Annotated in this window: 20 protein-coding genes and 1 tRNA gene; 14 read left to right on the top strand and 7 right to left on the bottom strand. The window is 69.2% G+C overall.

Annotated features, from left to right (window positions below):
• Positions 1-53: 53 nt before the first annotated feature.
• From J2X55_RS11585 to J2X55_RS11545, 9 genes are all read left to right on the top strand, one after another.
• Positions 54-854 carry a cytochrome c oxidase assembly protein gene (locus J2X55_RS11585; protein WP_115917590.1) on the top strand — a complete coding sequence of 267 codons (801 nt, stop codon included), beginning with the start codon at positions 54-56 and terminating at the stop codon, positions 852-854.
• A gap of 31 nt (positions 855-885) precedes the next feature.
• The gene (locus J2X55_RS11580) at positions 886-1,563 is read left to right on the top strand and encodes an O-methyltransferase (RefSeq protein WP_309823545.1); all 678 of its coding nucleotides are present in this window, start codon (positions 886-888) and stop codon (positions 1,561-1,563) included.
• A gap of 97 nt (positions 1,564-1,660) precedes the next feature.
• Positions 1,661-2,941, top strand: a complete 1,281-nt coding sequence (eno, locus tag J2X55_RS11575) for a phosphopyruvate hydratase (RefSeq protein WP_013586083.1) — start codon at positions 1,661-1,663, stop codon at positions 2,939-2,941.
• Positions 2,942-3,112: 171 nt separating this feature from the next.
• Entirely contained in the window at positions 3,113-3,718 is a 606-nt protein-coding gene (locus J2X55_RS11570; RefSeq protein WP_309823543.1) for a septum formation initiator family protein, read from the top strand.
• Positions 3,719-3,764: 46 nt separating this feature from the next.
• A complete protein-coding gene (locus tag J2X55_RS11565; protein ID WP_115917596.1) occupies positions 3,765-4,283 on the top strand; it encodes a DUF501 domain-containing protein in 519 nt (172 codons plus the stop codon).
• Positions 4,280-5,635, top strand: a complete 1,356-nt coding sequence (locus J2X55_RS11560; RefSeq protein WP_309823541.1) for a S8 family serine peptidase — start codon at positions 4,280-4,282, stop codon at positions 5,633-5,635. Before J2X55_RS11565 ends, J2X55_RS11560 begins: the two co-directional genes overlap by 4 nt.
• Positions 5,632-7,035: an FAD-dependent oxidoreductase gene (locus J2X55_RS11555; protein WP_309823540.1), complete on the top strand. Its 1,404-nt coding sequence runs from the start codon at positions 5,632-5,634 to the stop codon at positions 7,033-7,035. Before J2X55_RS11560 ends, J2X55_RS11555 begins: the two co-directional genes overlap by 4 nt.
• A gap of 189 nt (positions 7,036-7,224) precedes the next feature.
• A tRNA-Leu gene (locus J2X55_RS11550) sits at positions 7,225-7,300 on the top strand.
• A 107-nt stretch (positions 7,301-7,407) separates the two neighbouring features.
• Entirely contained in the window at positions 7,408-7,977 is a 570-nt protein-coding gene (locus J2X55_RS11545) for a LemA family protein (RefSeq protein WP_115917600.1), read from the top strand.
• 38 nt (positions 7,978-8,015) lie between these two features.
• On the opposite strand, the gene J2X55_RS11540 is transcribed toward J2X55_RS11545, so the two are convergent.
• Complete coding sequence (locus tag J2X55_RS11540) at positions 8,016-9,257, bottom strand: DNA glycosylase AlkZ-like family protein (protein WP_309823538.1); 1,242 nt, start codon at positions 9,255-9,257, stop codon at positions 8,016-8,018.
• A gap of 70 nt (positions 9,258-9,327) precedes the next feature.
• Between J2X55_RS11540 and J2X55_RS11535 the strand changes: the two genes are divergently transcribed.
• Positions 9,328-10,518: an AI-2E family transporter gene (locus tag J2X55_RS11535; RefSeq protein ID WP_115917604.1), complete on the top strand. Its 1,191-nt coding sequence runs from the start codon at positions 9,328-9,330 to the stop codon at positions 10,516-10,518.
• Positions 10,515-11,744 (top strand): threonine ammonia-lyase, encoded by a 1,230-nt coding sequence (gene ilvA / locus J2X55_RS11530; protein WP_210112443.1) that lies wholly within the window; start codon positions 10,515-10,517, stop codon positions 11,742-11,744. Before J2X55_RS11535 ends, ilvA begins: the two co-directional genes overlap by 4 nt.
• 166 nt (positions 11,745-11,910) lie before the next feature.
• Here the strand turns inward: ilvA and greA are convergent, their stop codons facing one another.
• A complete protein-coding gene (gene greA / locus J2X55_RS11525; protein WP_115917608.1) occupies positions 11,911-12,402 on the bottom strand; it encodes a transcription elongation factor GreA in 492 nt (163 codons plus the stop codon).
• 104 nt (positions 12,403-12,506) lie between these two features.
• Complete coding sequence (locus J2X55_RS11520) at positions 12,507-12,902, bottom strand: DUF4307 domain-containing protein (protein ID WP_115917610.1); 396 nt, start codon at positions 12,900-12,902, stop codon at positions 12,507-12,509.
• Between the two features lie 63 nt (positions 12,903-12,965).
• Between J2X55_RS11520 and J2X55_RS11515 the strand changes: the two genes are divergently transcribed.
• Entirely contained in the window at positions 12,966-13,241 is a 276-nt protein-coding gene (locus tag J2X55_RS11515) for a hypothetical protein (protein WP_115917612.1), read from the top strand.
• An 81-nt stretch (positions 13,242-13,322) separates the two neighbouring features.
• Here the strand turns inward: J2X55_RS11515 and J2X55_RS11510 are convergent, their stop codons facing one another.
• Positions 13,323-14,015: a hemolysin III family protein gene (locus J2X55_RS11510; protein WP_115917613.1), complete on the bottom strand. Its 693-nt coding sequence runs from the start codon at positions 14,013-14,015 to the stop codon at positions 13,323-13,325.
• Positions 14,016-14,179: 164 nt separating this feature from the next.
• Between J2X55_RS11510 and J2X55_RS11505 the strand changes: the two genes are divergently transcribed.
• Together J2X55_RS11505 and J2X55_RS11500 are read left to right on the top strand one after the other, a co-directional pair.
• Positions 14,180-14,953 carry an isoprenyl transferase gene (locus tag J2X55_RS11505; RefSeq protein ID WP_309823571.1) on the top strand — a complete coding sequence of 258 codons (774 nt, stop codon included), beginning with the start codon at positions 14,180-14,182 and terminating at the stop codon, positions 14,951-14,953.
• A 206-nt stretch (positions 14,954-15,159) separates the two neighbouring features.
• Positions 15,160-16,521, top strand: coding sequence for a PhoH family protein (locus J2X55_RS11500; RefSeq protein ID WP_210112446.1), 1,362 nt, complete (start codon positions 15,160-15,162; stop codon positions 16,519-16,521).
• A 308-nt stretch (positions 16,522-16,829) separates the two neighbouring features.
• On the opposite strand, the gene J2X55_RS11495 is transcribed toward J2X55_RS11500, so the two are convergent.
• From J2X55_RS11495 to J2X55_RS11485, 3 genes are read right to left on the bottom strand one after another with little or no spacing between them, the layout of a single operon-like run.
• A complete protein-coding gene (locus tag J2X55_RS11495) occupies positions 16,830-17,486 on the bottom strand; it encodes a response regulator transcription factor (RefSeq protein WP_115917619.1) in 657 nt (218 codons plus the stop codon).
• Positions 17,483-18,898 carry a cell wall metabolism sensor histidine kinase WalK gene (locus J2X55_RS11490; RefSeq protein WP_115917621.1) on the bottom strand — a complete coding sequence of 472 codons (1,416 nt, stop codon included), beginning with the start codon at positions 18,896-18,898 and terminating at the stop codon, positions 17,483-17,485. The genes J2X55_RS11495 and J2X55_RS11490 overlap by 4 nt, the downstream gene beginning before the upstream one ends.
• Before the next feature lie 50 nt (positions 18,899-18,948).
• Positions 18,949-20,343, bottom strand: coding sequence for a class II fumarate hydratase (locus J2X55_RS11485; RefSeq protein ID WP_115917623.1), 1,395 nt, complete (start codon positions 20,341-20,343; stop codon positions 18,949-18,951).
• Between the last annotated feature and the right edge of the window lie 27 nt (positions 20,344-20,370).

The following is a 20,370-nucleotide window of genomic DNA, read 5'->3' as shown; positions in this document are numbered from 1 at the left end:
CTCCCATCGATGTCTTCCTCAGCACCTGGCGCGCCGATCCGATCACGATCGGCGTGCTCTTCGTCGCATCCGCCGCCTATCTTCTCGGCGTCCGTCGGCTGCGGCGTCGAGGAGAGACCTGGCCGATCGGCCGCACGATCGGCTTCTTCGCGCTGGGCCTGCTGCCCTACGCCGTCATCGAGCTCGGTTTTCTCGGCGTGTTCTCGGCGGAGTTGCGCTGGGCGTTCTCGACCCGCGTGGCGCTGCTGATCTTCGCCGTGCCGGCGGGCATCGCCGCGGGCCGTCCGCTCGACCTCGTGCCCACGCCGCTACGCGAGCGCTTCCTCGCGTCGCGCGTCACACGCATCTTCGGCAACGCCATGGTCGCCACCGTCGTGATCGCCGCGGTGTTCTGCCTCTTCCTGACGCCGGTGGCCGGCATCCTGCGCGTGAACCCGATCATCGAAGCGTCGCTCGGGATCGTCGTGCCCCTCGTCGGGCTCGCCATGGTGCTGCCGATGATGGCCCTCGGCGCCGTGCACACCGGCACGTTCATCGCGATCGAGTTCCTGCTGGCGTTCGTCGAGCTGCTGATCGACTCCGTGCCGGGTCTGCTGATGCGCTTGAACGACAACGTGCTCGATCTCATCCCGGATGCCACGCAGGCGGTGTCGTGGTGGCCGTCGCTCCTGCACGATCAGCACCTCGCGGGCGACATGATCTGGTTCATCGCCGAGTTCGCCGACGTGCCGATCCTCGTGATCCTCATGATCCGGTGGATGCGTTCGGACCGCGTCGAGGCGAAAGGCTTCGACGATCTGTCGGACGAGGAGTACGACGAGATGACACGCGCGCATCTGCGCGGGGAGCGTTGACCGCCGCTCGGCGACCCGCCAGGCTGAGGCCGTGCCCTCTCACGAAGCCGTCGATGCCTTCCTGACCGAGACCCTCGTCGGCGACGACGAGACCCTGGACGCCGCGCTGCGGGCGCAGCGCGATGCGGGCCTCCCGTCGATCGAGGTCGCCCCGGTCAATGCCAAGTTCCTGCATCTGCTCACGCGCATCGCGGGGGCGCGTCGGGTGCTCGAGATCGGCACGCTCGGCGGCTACTCCACGATCTGGTTCGCGCGCGCCGTCGGCCCCGAGGGGCGGGTGGTGACCATCGAGGCGGAACCGGGCAACGCCGCGATCGCCCGCGCCAACCTCGAGCGTGCCGGTGTCGCCGACCGCGTCGAGGTACGCATCGGACGCGGCGCAGACGTGCTCCCCGCGCTCGAGGGTGATGCACCGTTCGATCTCGTGTTCATCGACGCCGACAAGGAGTCCAACGCCGTCTATCTCGACTGGGCCGCGCGCCTCGGTCGACCGGGCACGGTGGTCGTGCTCGACAACGTCGTTCGCGGGGGTGAGGTGGCCGACGCCGCGACACAGGACGCGAAGGTGCAGGGCGCTCGCCGAGGCATCGAGATGCTCGGTGCCGATCCCCGCTTCGACGCGACCGCGCTGCAGACCCTCGACCGCAAGGGGTGGGACGGCGTCGCGGTGGCGATCGTTGTGGATGCCGCCGCTTCCGAACCGGGATGACGAACCGGCTCACGAGTGCCGGAGCCGGTCACTAGACTCGACCACGGACCGACGTCGCTCCGCCCCCTCCCACTCAAGAACCAACGAGGAGTCCTTCGTGGCACTTATCGAGGCTGTCAACGCGCGCGAGATTCTGGATTCGCGCGGCAACCCGACCGTCGAGGTGGAGGTGCTCCTCGACGACGGAATCGTCCAGCGGGCTGCCGTCCCCTCCGGTGCGTCCACCGGCGCGTTCGAGGCCTACGAGCTGCGCGACGGCGACAAGAGCCGTTACAGCGGCAAGGGCGTCCTCAAGGCCGTCGCCGCGGTCGTCGACGAGCTCGGCCCCGCCATCGAGGGCGTCGAAGCCAGCGAGCAGCGCATCATCGACGAGATCCTCATCGAGACCGACGGCACCGAGAACAAGTCGCGCACGGGCGCCAACGCCATCCTCGGCGTCTCGCTCGCTGTGGCGAAGGCCGCCGCGGACAGCGCCGACCTGCCCCTGTTCCGCTACCTGGGCGGCCCCAACGCGCACCTGCTGCCCGTTCCGCTGTTCAACGTCATCAACGGTGGAGAGCACGCCGACAACGGCATCGACTTCCAGGAGTTCTTCCTCGCGCCCATCGGCGCCGAGACCTACGGCGAGTCCCTCCGCTGGGGCACCGAGGTCTACCACGTCCTCAAGGGCGAGCTGAAGTCCGCGGGCTACAACACCGGCCTCGGCGACGAGGGCGGCTTCGCCCCCGACCTGCCCAGCAACCGCGAGGGCCTCGACTTCCTCATCCGCGCGATCGAGAAGGCCGGCTTCACCCCCGGTAAGGAGATCGCCGTCGGCCTCGACGTCGCCGCCACCGAGTTCTACAAGGACGGCGTCTACACGGTCGAGGGCAAGGAGTGGAGCGTCGACACGCTCGTCGACTACTTCGCCGACCTCGTCGCGAACTTCCCGATCGTCACCATCGAAGACGCGCTCGCCGAGGACGACTGGGACGGCTGGAAGAAGCTGACGGATGCCATCGGCTCCAAGGTGCAGCTCGTCGGCGACGACCTGTTCGTCACCAACCCCAAGCGCCTGCAGCAGGGCATCGACCTCGGTGTCGCCAACTCGCTGCTGGTCAAGGTCAACCAGATCGGCACGCTGTCCGAGACGCTCGACGCGATCTCGCTCGCGACCCGCTCGGGCTACACCTCGATGCTGTCGCACCGCTCGGGCGAGACCGAAGACACCACCATCGCCGACCTCGCCGTCGCCGTGAACGCGGGCCAGATCAAGACCGGCGCCCCCGCTCGCAGCGAGCGCGTCGCCAAGTACAACCAGCTGCTCCGCATCGAGGAAGACCTCGGCGACGCCGCGGTCTTCGCGGGCCGCTCGGCGTTCCCCCGCTTCAAGGGCTGATCGTCTGATACGCGAGGAGGGGGAGCCGCAGGGCTCCCCTCCTTCGTCGTTCGCGCGTGGTTTCCCTGAGCGGACGCCGGGCCTCTCGGCGCGTCCCCGGGGGCCCCTATCGTCGCGACGTAGACTCGCCTGCGGTTCGACACCGAGCCGGATAACGACGGAAGGGATGCCGTGGAGCGACCGACACTGCCCCCTCGCCGCCCGCCGGCATCCGAGGCTTCCCAGGCGAACAGGAAGACGCCCCGCACGTCTGCGCGGCCCTCCCGCCCGACGGCCCGGCCGGCCGCCGCGGACCGCCGCGTCGACGTACGCGAGTGGCTCGGGCGCGTACGCATCTCGGGCTTCGTCGTGATCATGCTGGGCCTCGTGGTCCTCGGAACGTTCGTGCTCGTTCCCACGGTCGGCACGTACATGGACCAGCGTCAGCAGATCCAGGCGCTCCGCAGCGCCGTGCAGCTGAGCCAGTCCCAGGTGGCCGACCTGCAGACGCAGCGCGACCGTTGGTCCGACCCCGCGTACATCCGGACGCAGGCGCGGGAGCGCCTCGGTTACACCTTCCCGGGTGAGGTCGTGTACCTCATCGATAACGACCTGCCGGCCTCGGCCACCCCGCAGGAGCAGGACGAGGTCAGCGGTGACGTGGGGCAGACCCACACCGATTGGATGGCGCAGCTCGTCCGATCCATCACCTCGTCGGGCGCGGCGCAGGTCGCGGTCCCCGACGTCACCGTCGGTGTTCCGGATCCGACTCCCGCGCCGGACGCCCCCGCCGGCTGATCCGGTCTCGGCGGGGATGTCGGCGACGCCGGGTACCCTGGAGCCGATGACTACCGCAACGCTTCCCCCCGCCTCCGACGCCGACCTGGCCGTGCTCCGGTCTCAGCTCGGCCGCGTCCCTCGCGGGGTCGTGGGAATCGCCGCGCGCTGCGTGTGCGGCAATCCGACGGTGGTCGCGACCTCGCCCCGGCTCGACGACGGCAGCCCGTTCCCCACGTTCTACTACCTCACCCACCCCGCGGCGACGGCCGCGATGTCGGTGCTCGAGGCGGGCCACGTCATGAAGGAGTTCTCGGACGAGCTCGCCGAGGACGAAGAGCTGCAGCGGCAGTATCACGCCGCGCACGAGGCGTATCTCCGTGATCGGGCGGCCTTCGGCGAGCCCGAAGAGATCGCCGGCATCTCCGCGGGCGGCATGCCGACCCGCGTGAAGTGCCTGCACGCCCTCGCGGGCCACGCTCTGGCCGCGGGACCCGGCGTCAACCCGATCGGCGACCGCGCCCTCGAGCGCGGCACGTGGTCGCCCGAGCGGTGCCAGTGCGAAAGCCCCGGGACCGGCGGATGAAGCGCGTCGTCGCCGCCGTGGCATCCGTCCTCCTCGTGACGGTGTTGACGGGCGCGACCGCCACGCCCGCGATTGCCACGGGGATCGCCGCTTCGGCCGTGCCCCAGGCGGCCGCCAACCCGGTACCGGAAGACCCCACGGACTCGGTCCGCGCCGGCGAGTACTGGCTCGACCAGTACGGCGTGCGTGAGGCGTGGAAGACGACGCGGGGTGCAGGTCAGAAGATCGCGATCATCGACACCGGTATCGGACGCGGCCCGGCCGAGTTCACCGGGGCCGTCGCCGGCGGCACCGACGTGTCGGGCGTGGGCGCCTCGGACGGACGCACCCCGGTCGGGGCGGTCGATGCGAATCACGGCAGTTGGGTGGGCTCGCTGGCCGCAGCCCGGGGGACCGGAAACGGCCGCGGCATGATCGGTGTCGCCCCCGAAGCCGAACTGCTGTCGATCTCGGTCGGCTTCGGCGCCTCGACCACGAAGCCCTTCACGGACCAGATCGCGGATGCCATTCGCTGGGCGGTCGACAACGGTGCGACGGTCATCAACATGTCGCTGACGACCAACACCCTCGACTGGGACACCAGCTGGGACACCGCTTTCGAGTACGCGTTCGACCACGACGTGGTCATCGTCGTCGCCGCGGGCAACCGGGGCAGCGGCACCGACCGGGTGGGTGCTCCGGCCACGATCCCCGGTGTTCTGGCCGTCGGCGGTGTCGACCCGAGCGGGACGGCGAGCAACGACGCCTCGACCCAGGGCATCACGATCGGGCTCTCGGCCCCGAGCGAGCGGCTCATCGGAGTCTCGGCCGACGGTTCACTGGTGCAGTGGAACGGCACGAGCGGCGCGGCGCCCATCGTCGCCGGCATCGCCGCCCTCGTTCGCGCCTCGCACCCGGGAATGGATGCCGACAACGTCTTGAACCGTCTGATCCAGACCGCGAAGCCCGCCGCCGGCGCGTCGGCTCGACCCGACAAGCTGTACGGCTACGGCCTGGTGGATGCCGCGGCAGCGGTGTCGGCGCGGGTCGAGACCGTGTCGGAGAACCCGCTCGGGAGCCTGAAGGAATGGATCCGTCTGTACCGTCGAGCCGACGCGCAGCCCTCCCCGGAGCCGACCTCGACGCCCGTCGTCATCCCGCCGCTCCCGCCGGTCGAGGCGGCGCCCGCGGCGGGGTCGCCCCTGCTGCCGTCTCGCGATAGCGTGCTGTACGGGTCGCTGCCGCTCGGTGCTGCCACACTGGCCGCTATAATGATTGCGCTCGGTGTCACTGCTGCTGCCCGGCGAATCCGACAGGCGCGCACCTCCCGCGAGCCGAGCCGCACCACAAACGAGGAGTCCCTCACATCGTGACCACTACCGTGCCCAGAATCCTCATCGTCGGTGGGGGCTATGCAGGTTTCTACACCGCCTGGAAGCTCGAGAAGCTGCTCGGCCGCAACGAAGCCGAAGTCACGCTCGTCGATCCGCTGCCGTACATGACGTACCAGCCCTTCCTCCCCGAGGTCGCCGCCGGCGAGATCGAGCCCCGCCACGTCGTGGTGGGCCTCCGTCGCCACCTCAAGCGCACCACGGTGATCGCGGGAAAGATCACGGGCATCTCGCACGCGACCAAGACCGCGACGGTCACCCCGATCGCCGGTGACGAGACCTTCGAGCAGAGCTACGACCACATCGTCGTCACCGCCGGCGCCGTCTCGCGCACCTTCCCGATCCCCGGCATCGCCGACAACGCGATCGGGCTCAAGACCATCGAAGAGGCCGTGGCGATCCGTGACCGCCTCACATCGAACTTCGACAAGGCGTCGGTCCTGCCCGCCGGTCCCGAGCGCGACCGTCTGCTGACCGTGGTCGTCGTCGGTGGCGGCTTCGCCGGGATCGAGGTGTTCGCCGAGCTCCGCGCCTACGCGTCCTCGCTGCTCAAGCAGTACCCGACGCTGACGTTCGACGACACGCACTTCCACCTCATCGAGGCCATGGGCCGGATCATGCCCGAGGTCGCGCAGAAGACGAGCGAGTGGGTTCTCGCCGACCTCGCGAAGAAGGGTGCCTTCGTGCACCTCGACACGCAGGTCAAGGGCGCCGTCGACGGCGTCGTCGAGCTGTCGACGGGGGAGAACCTGCCGACCGATCTGATCATCTGGACCGCCGGTGTCATGGCCAACCCCACGGTCGTCCGTGGCAGCGACCTGCCCGTCGAGGAGCGCGGTCGCATCCGCACCCGCCCCGACCTGCGCGTCGGCACCGACGAAGAGATCGTCGAGGGTGCCTGGGCCGCCGGTGACGTCTCGGCCGTTCCCGACCTGTCGGGCGGCGGCGTGGGCGGCTTCTGCGTCCCGAACGCCCAGCACGCGGTCCGCCAGGGCAAGCTCATGGCGAAGAACCTGGTGGCTGTGCTGCGCGGTGAGCAGCCCAAGGAGTACAACCACAAGAACCTGGGTGCCGTCGCCGGCCTTGGCCTCTACAACGGTGCGTTCCAGTCGGGCAATATCGCCCTGACCGGTCTCATCGCCTGGTTCGCACACCGCGGTTACCACGGTCTCGCCATGCCCACGTGGGAGCGCAAGTTCCGCGTGATCGGCGACTGGATGCAGAACTTCGTCCACGGCCGTGAGGTCGTGTCGCTCGAGGCCGTGCAGAAGCCCCGCGTCGCGTTCAAGGAGTTCGCCGCTCGACCGCGTCCGGCCGCTCCCGCCGCCGAGACGCCCGCTCCCTCTGCCGAGAAGAAGGCCGAGCCCGTCGCGGCCAAGTAAGACCCTTCGTTTCGAGACCCTCGTGCCCGTCGGGTGCGGGGGTCTCGGCGTTTCCTGAGCGTCCGTCCCGGGGCGCGGGAGTGGCACCGCGTGACGGGGTTTCGGCATCCGGAATCGGTACGTCGTCGCTGCGATCCGCGGGATGGTCGGCGGCCGGTCGGGACACCCCGCGCTACGGTGGACACACGGGCCCCCGTAGCCCAATGGCAGAGGCAGGCGACTTAAAATCGCTTCAGTGTGGGTTCGAGTCCCACCGGGGGTACCAGCGCAACGTCGCGTGCAGATCGCCTGGGAGTCCCTACCACCACCCGTAACGCGGCACGACCCGCAGTTACACTGAAGGGCAATCTTCCGAACGGAGTGTGGGGACTTATGTGGGAGTGGCTCGTACCGGTCATCGTGATCGTCGGCATCCTGGTCATCGCCGGCATCTACCTGTGGGCCACGTACAACTCGCTCGTCGCGCTCAACGTGCGCGTCGATGAGGCGTGGAGCGACATCACCGTTCAGCTCAAGCGACGCGCCGACCTGCTGCCCAACCTCATCGAGACGGTGAAGGGCTACGCGGCGCACGAGAAGGCCGTCTTCGAGAACGTCACGCGCGCTCGCGCCGAGACGCTGTCGGCGCAGAGCCCCGCTGAGGCCGGTGTCGCCGAGGGCCACATGCAGCAGGCGCTGAAATCGCTGTTCGCGGTCGCCGAGGCGTACCCGCAGCTCCAGGCGAGTCAGAACTTCCTGCAGCTGCAGCATTCCATCGTCGACACCGAGGACAAGATCCAGGCGTCGCGCCGGTTCTACAACGGCGGCGTGCGCGAGCTGAACACCAAGATCAAGGTGTTCCCGAACAACCTCTTCGCCCGGCAACTCGGCTTCCATGAGCGGGAGTTCTTCGAGGTCATCGACGGCGCCGCGATCGCAGAACCCCCACGCGTGCAGTTCTGACGCACCGCGCCCCTTCCGCTCCGGCGGAGGGGGCGCGGTCAGTTGGTGCGGCCGTCGGGATGGTCGTGCCGCTCGGCCCGGAGGGCACCGGCGAGATCCTCCGCCGCGTCGCCCCAGCGCGACACCGTGACACGATCGAGCCCCTGCCAGCGCGCTGCCGTGAGCAGCTCTGTGGCGACGCGCTCGGCCGCATGCGGAGGTGCTCCGGCCTCCCACCAGGCGGACTGCACGCGCAGAGCGCTCGACGCGCGATCGGCCTTGAGATCGATGCGTCCCACCACGTCGTCTCCGACGAGCACGGGTAGCGAGTAATAGCCGAAGCGGCGCTGCGGTGCGGGCGTGTAGATCTCGATGCGGTAGTCGAAATCGAACAGCCGCTCCGCCCGGTCGCGAAACCACACCACCGGGTCGAACGGGGTGAGGATGGCGGCGGCATCGACTCTGCGCGGGCGAGCGGCGTCGCGGTGCACCCACGCCTTCGCCGGTCGACCCGCGACCTGCCAGCCCTCCACGGTGACGGGAATCAGCTCGCCGGCGTCGACCAGCTCATGGATGCCGGTCATGATCGCCGGCCGATCGCGGATGCGCCAGTAATCGGCGAGGTCGGCCGCCGTGGCGACGCCGTAGGCGATGCTCGCGCGACGCACGAGCTCTTTGATCGCCTCGGCGCGGGGAACGGTCGTCTCGAGCGCCGCCGGTGGCAGGACGTCGGAGGCCAGGGCGTAACGCCGCTCGAAGCCGCGCCGCCCGGCGATCGCCACATCGCCGAACAGCCAGAGGCGTTCGAGGCCGAGCTTGACGTCGTCCCAGCCCCACCAAGGACCCCGTGGGCCGCTTCGCGCGTCGTGCTCGATCTCGGCGGGGCGCAGCGGCCCGCGGTCGGCCAGCTCGTCGCGCAACCACTGCAGAAGGGGCTGATGCGCCTCGGCCCAGGCGTCACGTCCGTACTTGGCCCGGAGCTCGTCGCGACGAAACTGCAGCAGGGGCCAGTCGTCGACGGAGACGAGGGATGCCACGTGCGCCCAGGACTCGACCCACTTCGGCCGACGCGAGAACGCGAGTTTGTCGAGCAGCGCGGGGTCGTAGGGGCCCAGGCGCGCGAAGAGGGGCATGTAGTGCGAGCGGGAGAAGACGTTGACGGAGTCGATCTGCAGGATGCGCATGCGCTGAAGCGCCCCGGTGATCTGCCGCGTCCCCACCGTCTCGGGGCGAGGGCGGGCGAAGCCCTGGGCCGCCAGGGCGATGCGGCGAGCGTCGGCGCGACGAAGCGTCGTGGTCATGGGTTTCACCGTAGCGACTGCCTCCGACACGGCCGTCGGAGCGCGGTCGGCGCGGCGGTAGGCTGACGGGATGAGCGGAACCGGTCCCGACGAGCGCGGATCCTTCCTCGACGCCCTCAAACGGCGCACCGTCTCGAGCGACCTGCAGCCCCCGGTTCCGCCGGCCCTCCGGCAGGCCACGGCTTACGCGTGGCGCCTGCTCGTCATCGCGGCGGCCCTCGCGGTCGTGATCTTCGTCGTCATTCAGCTCAAACTCCTGGTCATTCCGCTTCTGGTCGCCGTGCTGATCTCCGCGCTGGTGTGGCCCGGGTTCTCCGTCCTGCTGCGGCACGGCTGGCCCAAGTGGCTCGCCATCATCGTCACGGTGCTCGGTACCCTCGCGATCATCGCGGGCCTCGTGTGGGTTGCCGTGTGGCAGATCTCCCTCGAGTTCGGGTCCGTGCGCATGCGGACGGAAGAGTCGGTGAGGCAACTCCGCGAGTACCTCATCAGCGGTCCCCTTCACCTGAGCGCTCAGCAGATCGACGATGGGCTCAGGCAGGCGGGGGCCTTCCTCCAGCAGCAGGGCGAGGTCATCTGGACCGGCGCCCTCACGATCGGTTCCACGATCGGCCACGTCGCGACCGGCGTGCTGCTGACGCTCTTCATCCTGCTGTGCCTGCTCGCCGACGGGGGCGGCATCTGGCGCTGGACGACGCGCCTGTTCCCGCGCGCCGCGCGCCCCGCGGTCGACGGAGCAGGCCGGGCCGGTTGGCGCACGATCAAGAGCTACGCCCGCACGCAGCTGCTCGTCGCCACGATCGATGCGATCGGCATCGGCCTCGGCGCCTTCCTGCTCGGTGTGCCGCTGTCGATCCCGATCGGCGTGCTCGTCTTCCTCGGCGCCTTCATCCCGTTCGTCGGAGCGATCGCGACGGGGACTCTCGCCGTGTTCATCGCGCTCGTCTACAACGGCCCCCTGATCGCGCTGTTCATGCTTCTCGTCGTCCTCGGCGTGCAGCAATTCGAGAGCCACGTGCTCCACCCAATCCTGATGGGCTCGGCGGTCAAGGTGCATCCGCTCGCGGTCGTCCTCGTCGTCGCGGGTGGCGCGATGGTCGGTGGCATCGCCGGAGCCCTCTTCGCGGTGCCGCTCGCCGCGTTCGTGAACGTCGTCGCCGTCTACCTCAGCACGAAGGCGTGGAAACGCGACGGCGAGGCTTTGGCATCCCCGGATCTGATCTGGCGGACCGTCCCGCGTGAGCGCGGAAGGAGATCATGAACGACACTCCCACCCTGGCCGAGTTCGAGGATGCCGCGCAGAACCTGCGCGGCATCATCACGCGAACCCCCCTCGACGAGTCGCTGCACCTGACCGAGCTGCTCGGTGTGCCGGTGAACCTCAAACTGGAGAACCTGCAGCGCACCGGGTCGTTCAAGATCCGCGGAGCGACCTACCGCCTGTCCCGTCTGACAGCGGAGGAGCGGGCACGAGGTGTGGTCGCCGCCTCAGCCGGCAACCACGCGCAGGGTGTCGCTCTGGCCGCGCAGCAGCTCGGCATCGCGGCCACGATCTTCATGCCCCTGGGCGTGCCGGTGCCCAAGCTCCTCGCGACGCGGGGATACGGCGCCGAGGTCATCCTCGAAGGCGCGACCGTCGAGACGCCGTTGCGCCTCGCCGCCGAGTTCGCCGAGCGTACGGGAGCCGTGCTCATCCACCCCTTCGACCACCGCGACATCGTCGTGGGGCAGGGGACACTGGGGCTCGAGCTCGTCGAGGACATGCCGGATCTCGAGACCGTGATCGTCGGCATCGGCGGGGGAGGGCTCGCCGCGGGCGTGGCCGCCGCCGTGAAGGCCCGCGCTGCCGCCGAGGGACGCGAGGTGCGCATCATCGGTGTGCAGGCGCACAACTCCGCCGCCTACCCCTCGTCGCTCGCAGCCGGGTACCCGATGCAGGTCGAGACGACCCCGACGATCGCCGACGGTATCGCGGTCGCGCGCCCCGGCGATCTGCCCTTCGAGCTCATCCGTCAGTACGTCGACGAGGTCGTGACCGTCACCGAGGACGACATCGCCCGCGCGCTGCTCGTGCTCCTCGAGCGCGCCAAACAGGTCGTCGAGCCCGCCGGGGCGGTGGGTGTGGCCGCGATCCTCGCCGGCAAGGTGAAGGCCAGCGGGCCGACCGTGACGATCCTCTCGGGCGGCAACATCGACCCCCTCCTGCTGCAACGGGTCGTGGCGCACGGGCTCTCGGCATCCGGTCGTTACATGTCCCTGCGGATCCCGCTGCCCGACCGCCCGGGCCAGCTCGCCCGAGTGTCCGAGCTGCTCGCCGGCGTCGGCGCGAACGTCATCGAGGTGCTGCACACCCGCCACGGCCAGGGGCTGCAGATCAGCGAGGTGATCCTGCAGCTGAGCGTCGAGACGCGCGGCGAGGAGCACCGCGCCCTGGTGATCGAGACGCTCGAGGATGCCGGGTTCATCGCGACCGTCGTCCCGAACTGAGCTCGCCGCGGCGGGCTTGTCGGTCCGCCGCGGACGCGTACGGAGGGGGAACGCCCGCTTCGGCGTGCCCCGAAGTCGCAGAACCCGCCCCGACCCGTGAGCTGTCCGCAAATGCCGCGAGCCGCCCACCCCGTCAACGGGGGAGCGGCTCGCGAACGAGGAAGGGTTACTGGCCCGAGTACGTCTCGACCTTGACGACCTCGACCTGGATCTCTTTGCCGTTGGGCGCGGTGTACGAGCCCTTGTCGCCCTCTTTAAGGCCCATGACGGCCGTTCCGAGCGGCGAGGCTTCGCTGTAGACGTCGAGCTCGGAGTTCGCGGCGATCTCGCGGTTGCCGAGGAGGAACTTCTCTTCGCCGCCGGCGACGATCGCGGTGACGACGGTACCGGACTCGACCACGCCGTGGCTCTCGGGGGCCTCGCCCACCTTGGCGTCCTTCAGGAGGGCCTGAAGAGTGCGGATGCGGGCCTCTTGCTTGCCCTGCTCGTCCTTCGCGGCGTGGTAGCCGCCGTTCTCTTTGAGGTCGCCCTCTTCGCGCGCGGCCTCGATGCGCTTCGCGATCTCCTCGCGGCCCGTGGTCGAGAGGTGCTCCAGCTCGTGGTGGAGGCGGTCGTAGGCGTCTTGCGTGAGGAACGTCACCTGAGCGTCGTTGGACACGGGTACTCCTTCGTCGAGGCGCTGACGGCGGTGTCTGCAGCCGTCGGCGGGGGATATGTCGAACGCCCCGGCATCGAGCCGGGGCGCGTCGTGATCCCGCGAGTTTACGGCACCCAGCAGGCGTTGACAAAACCCGTCGTCGCGAGCGACAGCGTGGGAATCGTCTCGCTGAAGGCGCGGACCGCGTCGTCGGATGCCGGGTACTGCACGACCCTCCAGCCGACGGTGCCGTGGTCCTCGTCGCGAGCCTCGAGCGCACACGCGACCGGTTCGCCCACGGGCGCGGTGATCTGGAAGCTGCTCGAGACGGTCTTGTCGTCGATGACGGTGAAGCCGGTGTCGGTGGCGGTCACCGACGCGGCGCTGTTCGTGAACGTCGTGTAGCCGAGATAACCGATGGCGCCGAGTGCCAGCACCGCGACGATCGTCCAGCCGACGATGCGCCGCCGGGGCGAACGCGTTCGCCCGTAACGGTCATCGAGCAGGGCTTGCGTCGTCATGGTCTCCCCGGGCTTTAGGCTGGAGTACCAGGCTACGCGCTTCCGCCCGGACCGAAGGACTCCATGCACCCCGTGATCGTCGCTCTCGCGACCACACCCTCCCCGGTCGTCACCCCCGACGAGTCGATCGTCACGCCCGGGCCGCTCGGCTTCGCCGCCATCGCCTTCATCGGCGTCGCGGTCTTCCTGCTCGTGTGGGACATGCTGCGTCGGATCCGCCGTGGCCGGTACCGCGAAGAGGTCAATGCCGAGCTGGATGCCGAGGAGCAGGCACGCGCGGCCGAGAACGCCAGCACGACCGACGACCAGGATATCGACCCGGCCGCTCCCCGCAGCTGATTTCGGCTTCGAGGTCCCGGCATCCGGGATCTGTCCGACGGCGTGGCCGGGTCTTCGACGGCTCAGCCGCCGAAGACCTGTTCAGCCGCCGTGGTAGGCCGGGGCGAGGGCGATGAGCAGGCACGCCGTCCAGTGGCAGAGGAACGCCAGCACGGTGCACACGTGGAAGATCTCGTGGAAGCCGAAGTGCCCGGGCCACGGATTGGGCCTCTTCAGGGCGTAGACGATCGCGCCGCCGGTGTAGAGCAGGCCGCCGACGACGACGAGCACCATCATGGCGACGTTCGCGGCGAGCAGGTCGCCGAGATACATCACGGCCGCCCACCCCAGCGCGAGGTAGAGGGCGACGTAGAGCCAGCGCGGTGCGTTGATCCAGAAGACGCGGAACAGGATGCCGAGGATCGCCCCGCCCCACACGATCGACAGCAGCAGGACGGTCTTGGGCGTCGGAAGGGCCAGCACGGCGAGCGGTGTGTACGTGCCCGCGATCAGCAGCAGGATGTTCGCGTGGTCGATGCGCTTGAGAACCGCGAGCGTCCGGGGCTTCCAGTGGAACCGGTGGTACAGGGCCGAGTTGCCGAACAGGAGCATGGACGTCGCCATGAACACGGCCGCGGCCCACTTGCCGGGGGCGCCGTGCGCGAGCGCGATCAGGACGATGCCCGCAGCGATCGCGACCGGGAAGGTGCCGGCGTGGATCCAGCCGCGCCAGGTGGGCTTGACGTCGGTCTGCGCGCCGATCGCGCCCGCCTCCAGGAGAGGAAGCTGGGGCATCTCAGCGCCGTCTGCGGGGGTCGGGCTCGTCACTCTTCCGACCCTACGTCGACCCCCATGCTCCGGACGGAACATGGGGGAGGCGCTCACCGTTCCCCCAGGAAGGAACCCCGTTTCGAGGGTTACCGCAGCCCCCGACGCGGTAGCGTAGGCGAGTGGCGCGTATGTGGAAGAACGAGGGGCGGGGACCGCTCTATCGCCTCTACATCTCGCGCCTTCGCCGCCGGATGCCGACCACCGTGCCGCACCACGTAGCGATGATGATCGACGGCAACCGTCGGTGGGCACGTCAGCTGGGCTTCGACAGCGCGGCGCACGGTCACCGTGCCGGTGCCGCGAAGATGCACGAGTTCCTCCGCTGGTGCGACGACCTCGGCATCGAGGTCGTGTCGCTCTACCTCCTCTCGAACGACAACCTCGTCAAGCGCGACAGCCAGGAACTGCAGGACCTGCTCGAGATCATCGCGCAACTCGCCGCCGAGCTGTCGCACGAGCCGAACTGGCGCGTGAAGCACGTGGGTCGCGCCGAGGGCTTGCCCGCGGAGCTCGCCGAGGTGCTGCACGAGGTCACCGAGCGCACACGCGGCCACGACGGTCTGCACGTGAACCTCGCCGTCGGGTACGGCGGGCGGAGCGAGATCGTGGATGCTGTGCGCTCGATCATCGCGAAGCACGATCAGTCGGGCGGGTCTCTCGAGGAGCTCGCCGCGAGCCTGACCCCCGAGCAGATCGGCGAACACCTGTATACGGGGGGACAGGCCGACCCCGATCTCGTCATCCGCACCTCGGGGGAGCAGCGGCTCAGCGACTTCCTGCTCTGGCAGTCGGCGCATTCCGAGTTCTACTTCGTCGAGGCACTCGGCCCGGACCTGCGCGAGGTGGACTTTCTGCGCGCGATCCGCGACTTCGCGGCCCGCGATCGCCGCTTCGGCCAGTAAACGACCTCGACAGCGGGATCGGCGTGATCACGCTGTTCACGAACTCGTCACTTTCGCGGCGTGTTAACGACCCCGGGGGGTGTCGGCGGGCCGTACGGTGATGTCATCGGACACGGAGTCCGGTCGAGTCGACCTTCGGATCGCGACTCGTGACCCACAGGTCGACTCGTGACAACCGGGTGATTCACCCGGGTCGGGAGTGGGTTGTGACTGCACGAGCACCGTACGACCAGCGTCACGTCGTCGAGAGCACCGAGTCCGAGACAGGAGCCGATCAGGCCCTGCGCACGTACGTCCTGGACACCTCCGTCCTGCTGAGCGATCCGCGAGCGTTCTTCCGCTTCGCCGAGAACTCCGTGGTGATCCCCGTCGTGGTGATCACCGAGCTGGAGGGCAAACGTCACGATCCCGAGATCGGGTATTTCGCCCGTCAGGCCCTGCGCCATCTCGACGAACTCCGTATCGAGCACGGTCGTCTGGACTTCCCCGTCCCGGTCGGTGCCGACGGCACCCTGCGCGTCGAACTGAACAACACCGATCAGCAGGTGCTGCCCTCGGGCATGCGCACGGGCGGTAACGACAGCCGCATCCTGGCCGTGGCGATGAACCTCGCCCAGGACGGCGCCGAGGTGACGGTGGTGTCCAAGGACCTCCCGATGCGGGTCAAGGCGGCATCCCTCGGTCTGAGCACCGAGGAGTACCTCGCTGAGCAGGCGATGGACTCCGGCTGGACCGGAATCGCCTCGATCGACCTGTCGGGCGACGAGATCTCCGACCTGTACGAGACCGAGGTCGGCGTCAGCGAGGTGGTGAAGGGGCTGCCGATCAACACCGGCCTCGTCATCCACTCCGAGCGCGGCTCGGCGCTCGGGCGGGTCACCGGCAAGGGGGAGTACCGCCTCGTGCGCGGCGATCGCGACGCCTTCGGCCTGCACGGTCGGTCCGCCGAGCAGCGCATCGCCCTCGATCTGCTGCTCGACCCCGAGGTGGGCATCGTCTCGCTGGGGGGTCGCGCCGGTACCGGCAAGTCGGCGCTGGCGTTGTGCGCCGCTCTCGAGGCCGTCCTGGAGCGTCAGCAGCAGAAGAAGATCATCGTCTTCCGCCCGCTGTTCGCCGTGGGCGGTCAGGAGCTGGGCTATCTGCCGGGAGACCAGGCCGAGAAGATGGGCCCCTGGGGCCAGGCCGTGTTCGACACCCTCGGTTCGGTCGTGTCGGGCAACGTGCTCGAGGAGGTGCTCGCGCGCGGTCTGCTCGAGGTGCTTCCCCTCACGCACATCCGTGGTCGTTCGCTGCACGATGCGTTCGTGATCGTCGACGAGGCCCAGTCGCTCGAACGCAACGTGCTGCTGACGGTTCTCAGCCGCATCGGTCAGAACTCCCGCGTGGTGCTCACCCACGACGTCGGGCAGCGCGACAACCTGCGCGTGGGCCGGCACGACGGCGTCGCCTCGGTGATCGAGACCCTGAAGGGCCACGCTCTGTTCGGTCACGTGACCCTCACGCGGTCCGAGCGTTCGGCCATCGCCGCCCTGGTGACCGAGCTGCTGGAGGCCGGCGAGCTGTCGTAACGGTTCTGAAGGAAGGGCCGGGATGCCGTGGCATCCCGGCCCTTCCTCGTTGGCGTCGGGATGGGATCGGGACCCCTCGTTCCTAGATGAGAAGCTTCTCATTTCGGGCTCGCCAGCTTCTCACGTTGACCCGCCAGAGTAGAGCCATCGACGAGGGAGACCTCGTCACCCGCCTCGGCGGTTCCCCCCAGGAAAAACACGAGAACGGCACGCGCAGGTCACCGCTCTTCGGGTGAGTCGGAAGACCACCGTGGTGTCTCCTCGAAAACCCCCGGTTCCCCCGCCGGGGGTTTTCGGGTTTTCGTGCGTTATTCCCAGCGATAGCCCGCGCCGCGCACGGTGACGATATGCGACTGGCCGATCTTCGCCCGCAGATATCGCACGTACACGTCGACCACGTTCGACGACGGGTCGAAATCCATCCCCCACACCCGGCTGAGCAGCTGCTCGCGGCTCAACACCTGACCCGCATGCCGGATGAACTCCTCGGCGAGCGAGAACTCCCGCGCGCTCAGGTCGATTTCGCGATTGCCGACGGTGGCCCGCCGCGCCAGCACATCGAGGGAGACGTCGCCGTGCGCCACCGTCATCGGACCGGACGTCACGGGCTCCCGCATGCGCGAGCGGACGCGGGCCAGGAGTTCGTCGAACTTGAACGGCTTGGCGACGTAGTCGTTGGCGCCGGCGTCGAGACCGTCCACCGTGTCACGCGTGCTCGTGCGCGCGGTCAACATGATGACGGGAATCTGCGAGCCCTGCCCGCGGAGGCTCCGCAGCACCTCGAAACCGTCCATCGAGGGCAGACCGACATCGAGCAGGACCAGATCGACGTCACCCGAGAGGGCGGTGTCGAGGGCCTCGGCGCCGTCGGCGATGATCAGGGTCTGATAGCCCGCGGACTCCAATCCCTTCGCGACGAACGCCGAGATGCGTTCCTCGTCTTCTGCGATGAGGATGCGTGTCATCCGGTGGCCTCTCTCTGCATGACGACGTCGCCGGCGCGCACGGGCGTCGGAAGCTCTGCGGCGGACTGCGCCCCGGTCACGGGGATGTGCAGGGCGACGGTCGCGCCCCCGCCGGGGGTGTCGCCGACGGAGCAATGTCCGTCGTGCGCCTTGGCGATGGCATCCACGATCGACAGACCCAGCCCCGACCCGTCCACGCCGCGCCCGGTCGACAGGCGATCGAAGCGACGGAAGACGCGGTGCCGGGCCGCCGGAGGGATGCCCGGTCCGTGGTCGCGGACCCACAGGTGCGCCGTGGTGTCGTCGGCGGTGCTGCCGATCTCGATCGAGGTGCCCTCGGGCGTGTACTTCGCGGCATTGTCGGCGAGTTGCAGCCAGGCCTGGACCAGACGGTCCGCGTCTCCGTGGATGCGCACGCGCGCTCGCTGCTCGACCGTCCACGTGTGCCCCGGGATCGCCCCCGCCAGTTCCGCCACACGGTCGGTGAGAGAGCCCACGTCGATGACCGCGGCCTCGAGCGCGCCGCTCTCGACGTCGGCCAAGGTGTCGATGTCGTCGACGAGGCGGGCGAGGCGGTCGAGTTCCGCGATGCCGAGCTCGCGCGTCTCGTTCACGTCGTGAGGGTCGGCGGGGTCCATCATCTCGAGGTGACCGCGGACGATGGTGATGGGGGTCTTGAGCTCGTGCCGCACGTCATCGAGCAGTTGCCGCTGCGCGTCGACCGACATCGCCAGGCGATCGAGCATCGAGTTGACCGAGGTCGTCAGGTCGGAGATCTCATCGTTTCCGTGCGCGCGCAGACGCATGCCGAGGTCGTCGATCGTGATGGCGTCTGTGGTGTCGCGCAGGCGCCGGAGCGGGGAGAACAGGCGCCCTGTGACGAACCAGCCGGCGACACCGACGAGCAGCAGCACTACGAGCGCCGAGGCCCCGTAGGTGAGCGTCGACAGGGTCACCAGCTCCATGCGCTGGTCGACGGAGATCACCTGCACAGCGACCCCGTTGCGCGTCTCGACGGCGGCGTACAGCACGGGCCCGTGAGCGCTGTCGATGCGCCCGCGGTCCTCGCCGAGGCGGATCCGATCGGCGAGGGAAGCCACCAGGGCCGCGTCGTCGGCGATTGACAGTCCCGGCGGAGAGGGGGTACTCGCGAGCACCCGCCCACCGTCGAGCGCCACCGTGCCATCGGTGCGACCGGGGGCGGCCGCGGCGACGAGGGCCGCGGCATCCTGAGTGCTCGTCGACAGGGTCGAGACGAATCCGTCGAGCTGGCGTTCGGCGTTCGCCACGACGCGCTCGCTCTGCACGAGGAACGTGATGCCGCCGGCGATGATCATGCCGAGCAGCACGACGCCGAGGATCGCGCCGAGGAAACGCACGCGCGTCGAGACGGGTCTCGTCGTGCGGCTCATCCTCTGATTATGGCGCGCCTCGGCGTCGTGGATGTGCGGGGCGGGCGTGCTCAGCCCGGGTGGGTCATCGACAGCAGGTCGAGCTTGGCGTCGAGGACCTCTTCGGTGATCTCGCCGCGCTCGACGTAGCCGAGGTCGATGACCGCCTCGCGGACCGTGATGCCCTTGGCGACCGAGTGCTTCGCGATCTTCGCCGCGGCCTCGTACCCGATGACCTTGTTCAGCGGGGTGACGATCGAGGGCGACATGCCGGCGAACGCCTCGGCACGCGCGACGTTGGCCTCGAGGCCGTCGATGGTCTTGTCGGCGAGGACGCGCATGGCATTAGAGAGCAGACGGATCGATTCGAGGAGCGCCGTTCCCATGACCGGGATCGCGACGTTGAGCTCGAACGAGCCCGAGGCGCCCGCCCACGCGACCGTCGCGTCGTTGCCGATGACCCGCGCACACACCATCAGGGTGGCCTCGGGCACGACCGGGTTGACCTTGCCGGGCATGATCGACGAACCCGGCTGCAGGTCGGGGATGTGCAGTTCGCCGAGGCCCGTGTTGGGGCCGGAGCCCATCCACCGGATGTCGTTGTTGATCTTGGTCAGCGAGACCGCGATCGTGCGGAGGGCCCCGGAAGCCTCGACGAGACCGTCGCGGTTGGCCTGCGCCTCGAAGTGGTCCTTCGCCTCGGTGATCGGCAGCTCGGTCTCGGCTGCGAGCAGCTCGATGACCTTCTGCGGGAAGCCGAGGGGGGTGTTGATGCCGGTGCCGACGGCCGTGCCGCCGAGGGGGACCTCGCCGACGCGGGGGAGGACGGCTTCGACCCGCTCGACGCCCAGACGCATCTGGCGGGCGTAGCCGCCGAACTCCTGACCCAGGGTCACGGGCGTGGCGTCCATGAGGTGGGTGCGGCCCGACTTGACGATGCCCGCCCACGCCTCGGCCTTGGTCTCGAGCGCGGCCGACAGATGCTGAAGCGCCGGGATGAGGTCGGTGATGAGCGCCTGGGTGACGGCGATGTGCACCGAGGTGGGGAACACGTCGTTCGAGGACTGCGAGGCGTTCACGTGGTCGTTGGGGTGGACCGTGTCGCCGAGGATGCGGGTGGCGAGGGTCGCGAGCACCTCGTTCATGTTCATGTTCGACGAGGTTCCGCTGCCGGTCTGATAGGTGTCCACCGGGAAGTGCGCGTCGTGCGCGCCGGTGATGACCTCGTCGGCCGCCTGGGCGATGGCATCCGCGATCCGCCCGTCGAGGGTGCCGAGCTCTTTGTTGGCGAGCGCGGCGGCCTTCTTGATGCGCGCGAGAGCGGCGATCTGCGTCGACTCGAGGCCCGAGCCCGAGATGGGGAAGTTCTCGACGGCGCGCTGGGTCTGCGCGGCGTAGAGGGCGTCCTTGGGTACCCGCACCTCACCCATGGTGTCGTGTTCGATGCGGTACTCGATGTCGGTCACGTCGTCGTTCCTCCAGGTCGTTCGTTC

The organism is Microbacterium sp. 1154 (genome assembly GCF_031455375.1).
Lineage (GTDB): Bacteria > Actinomycetota > Actinomycetes > Actinomycetales > Microbacteriaceae > Microbacterium.
This window is presented reverse-complemented; position numbering and strand designations above follow the sequence as displayed.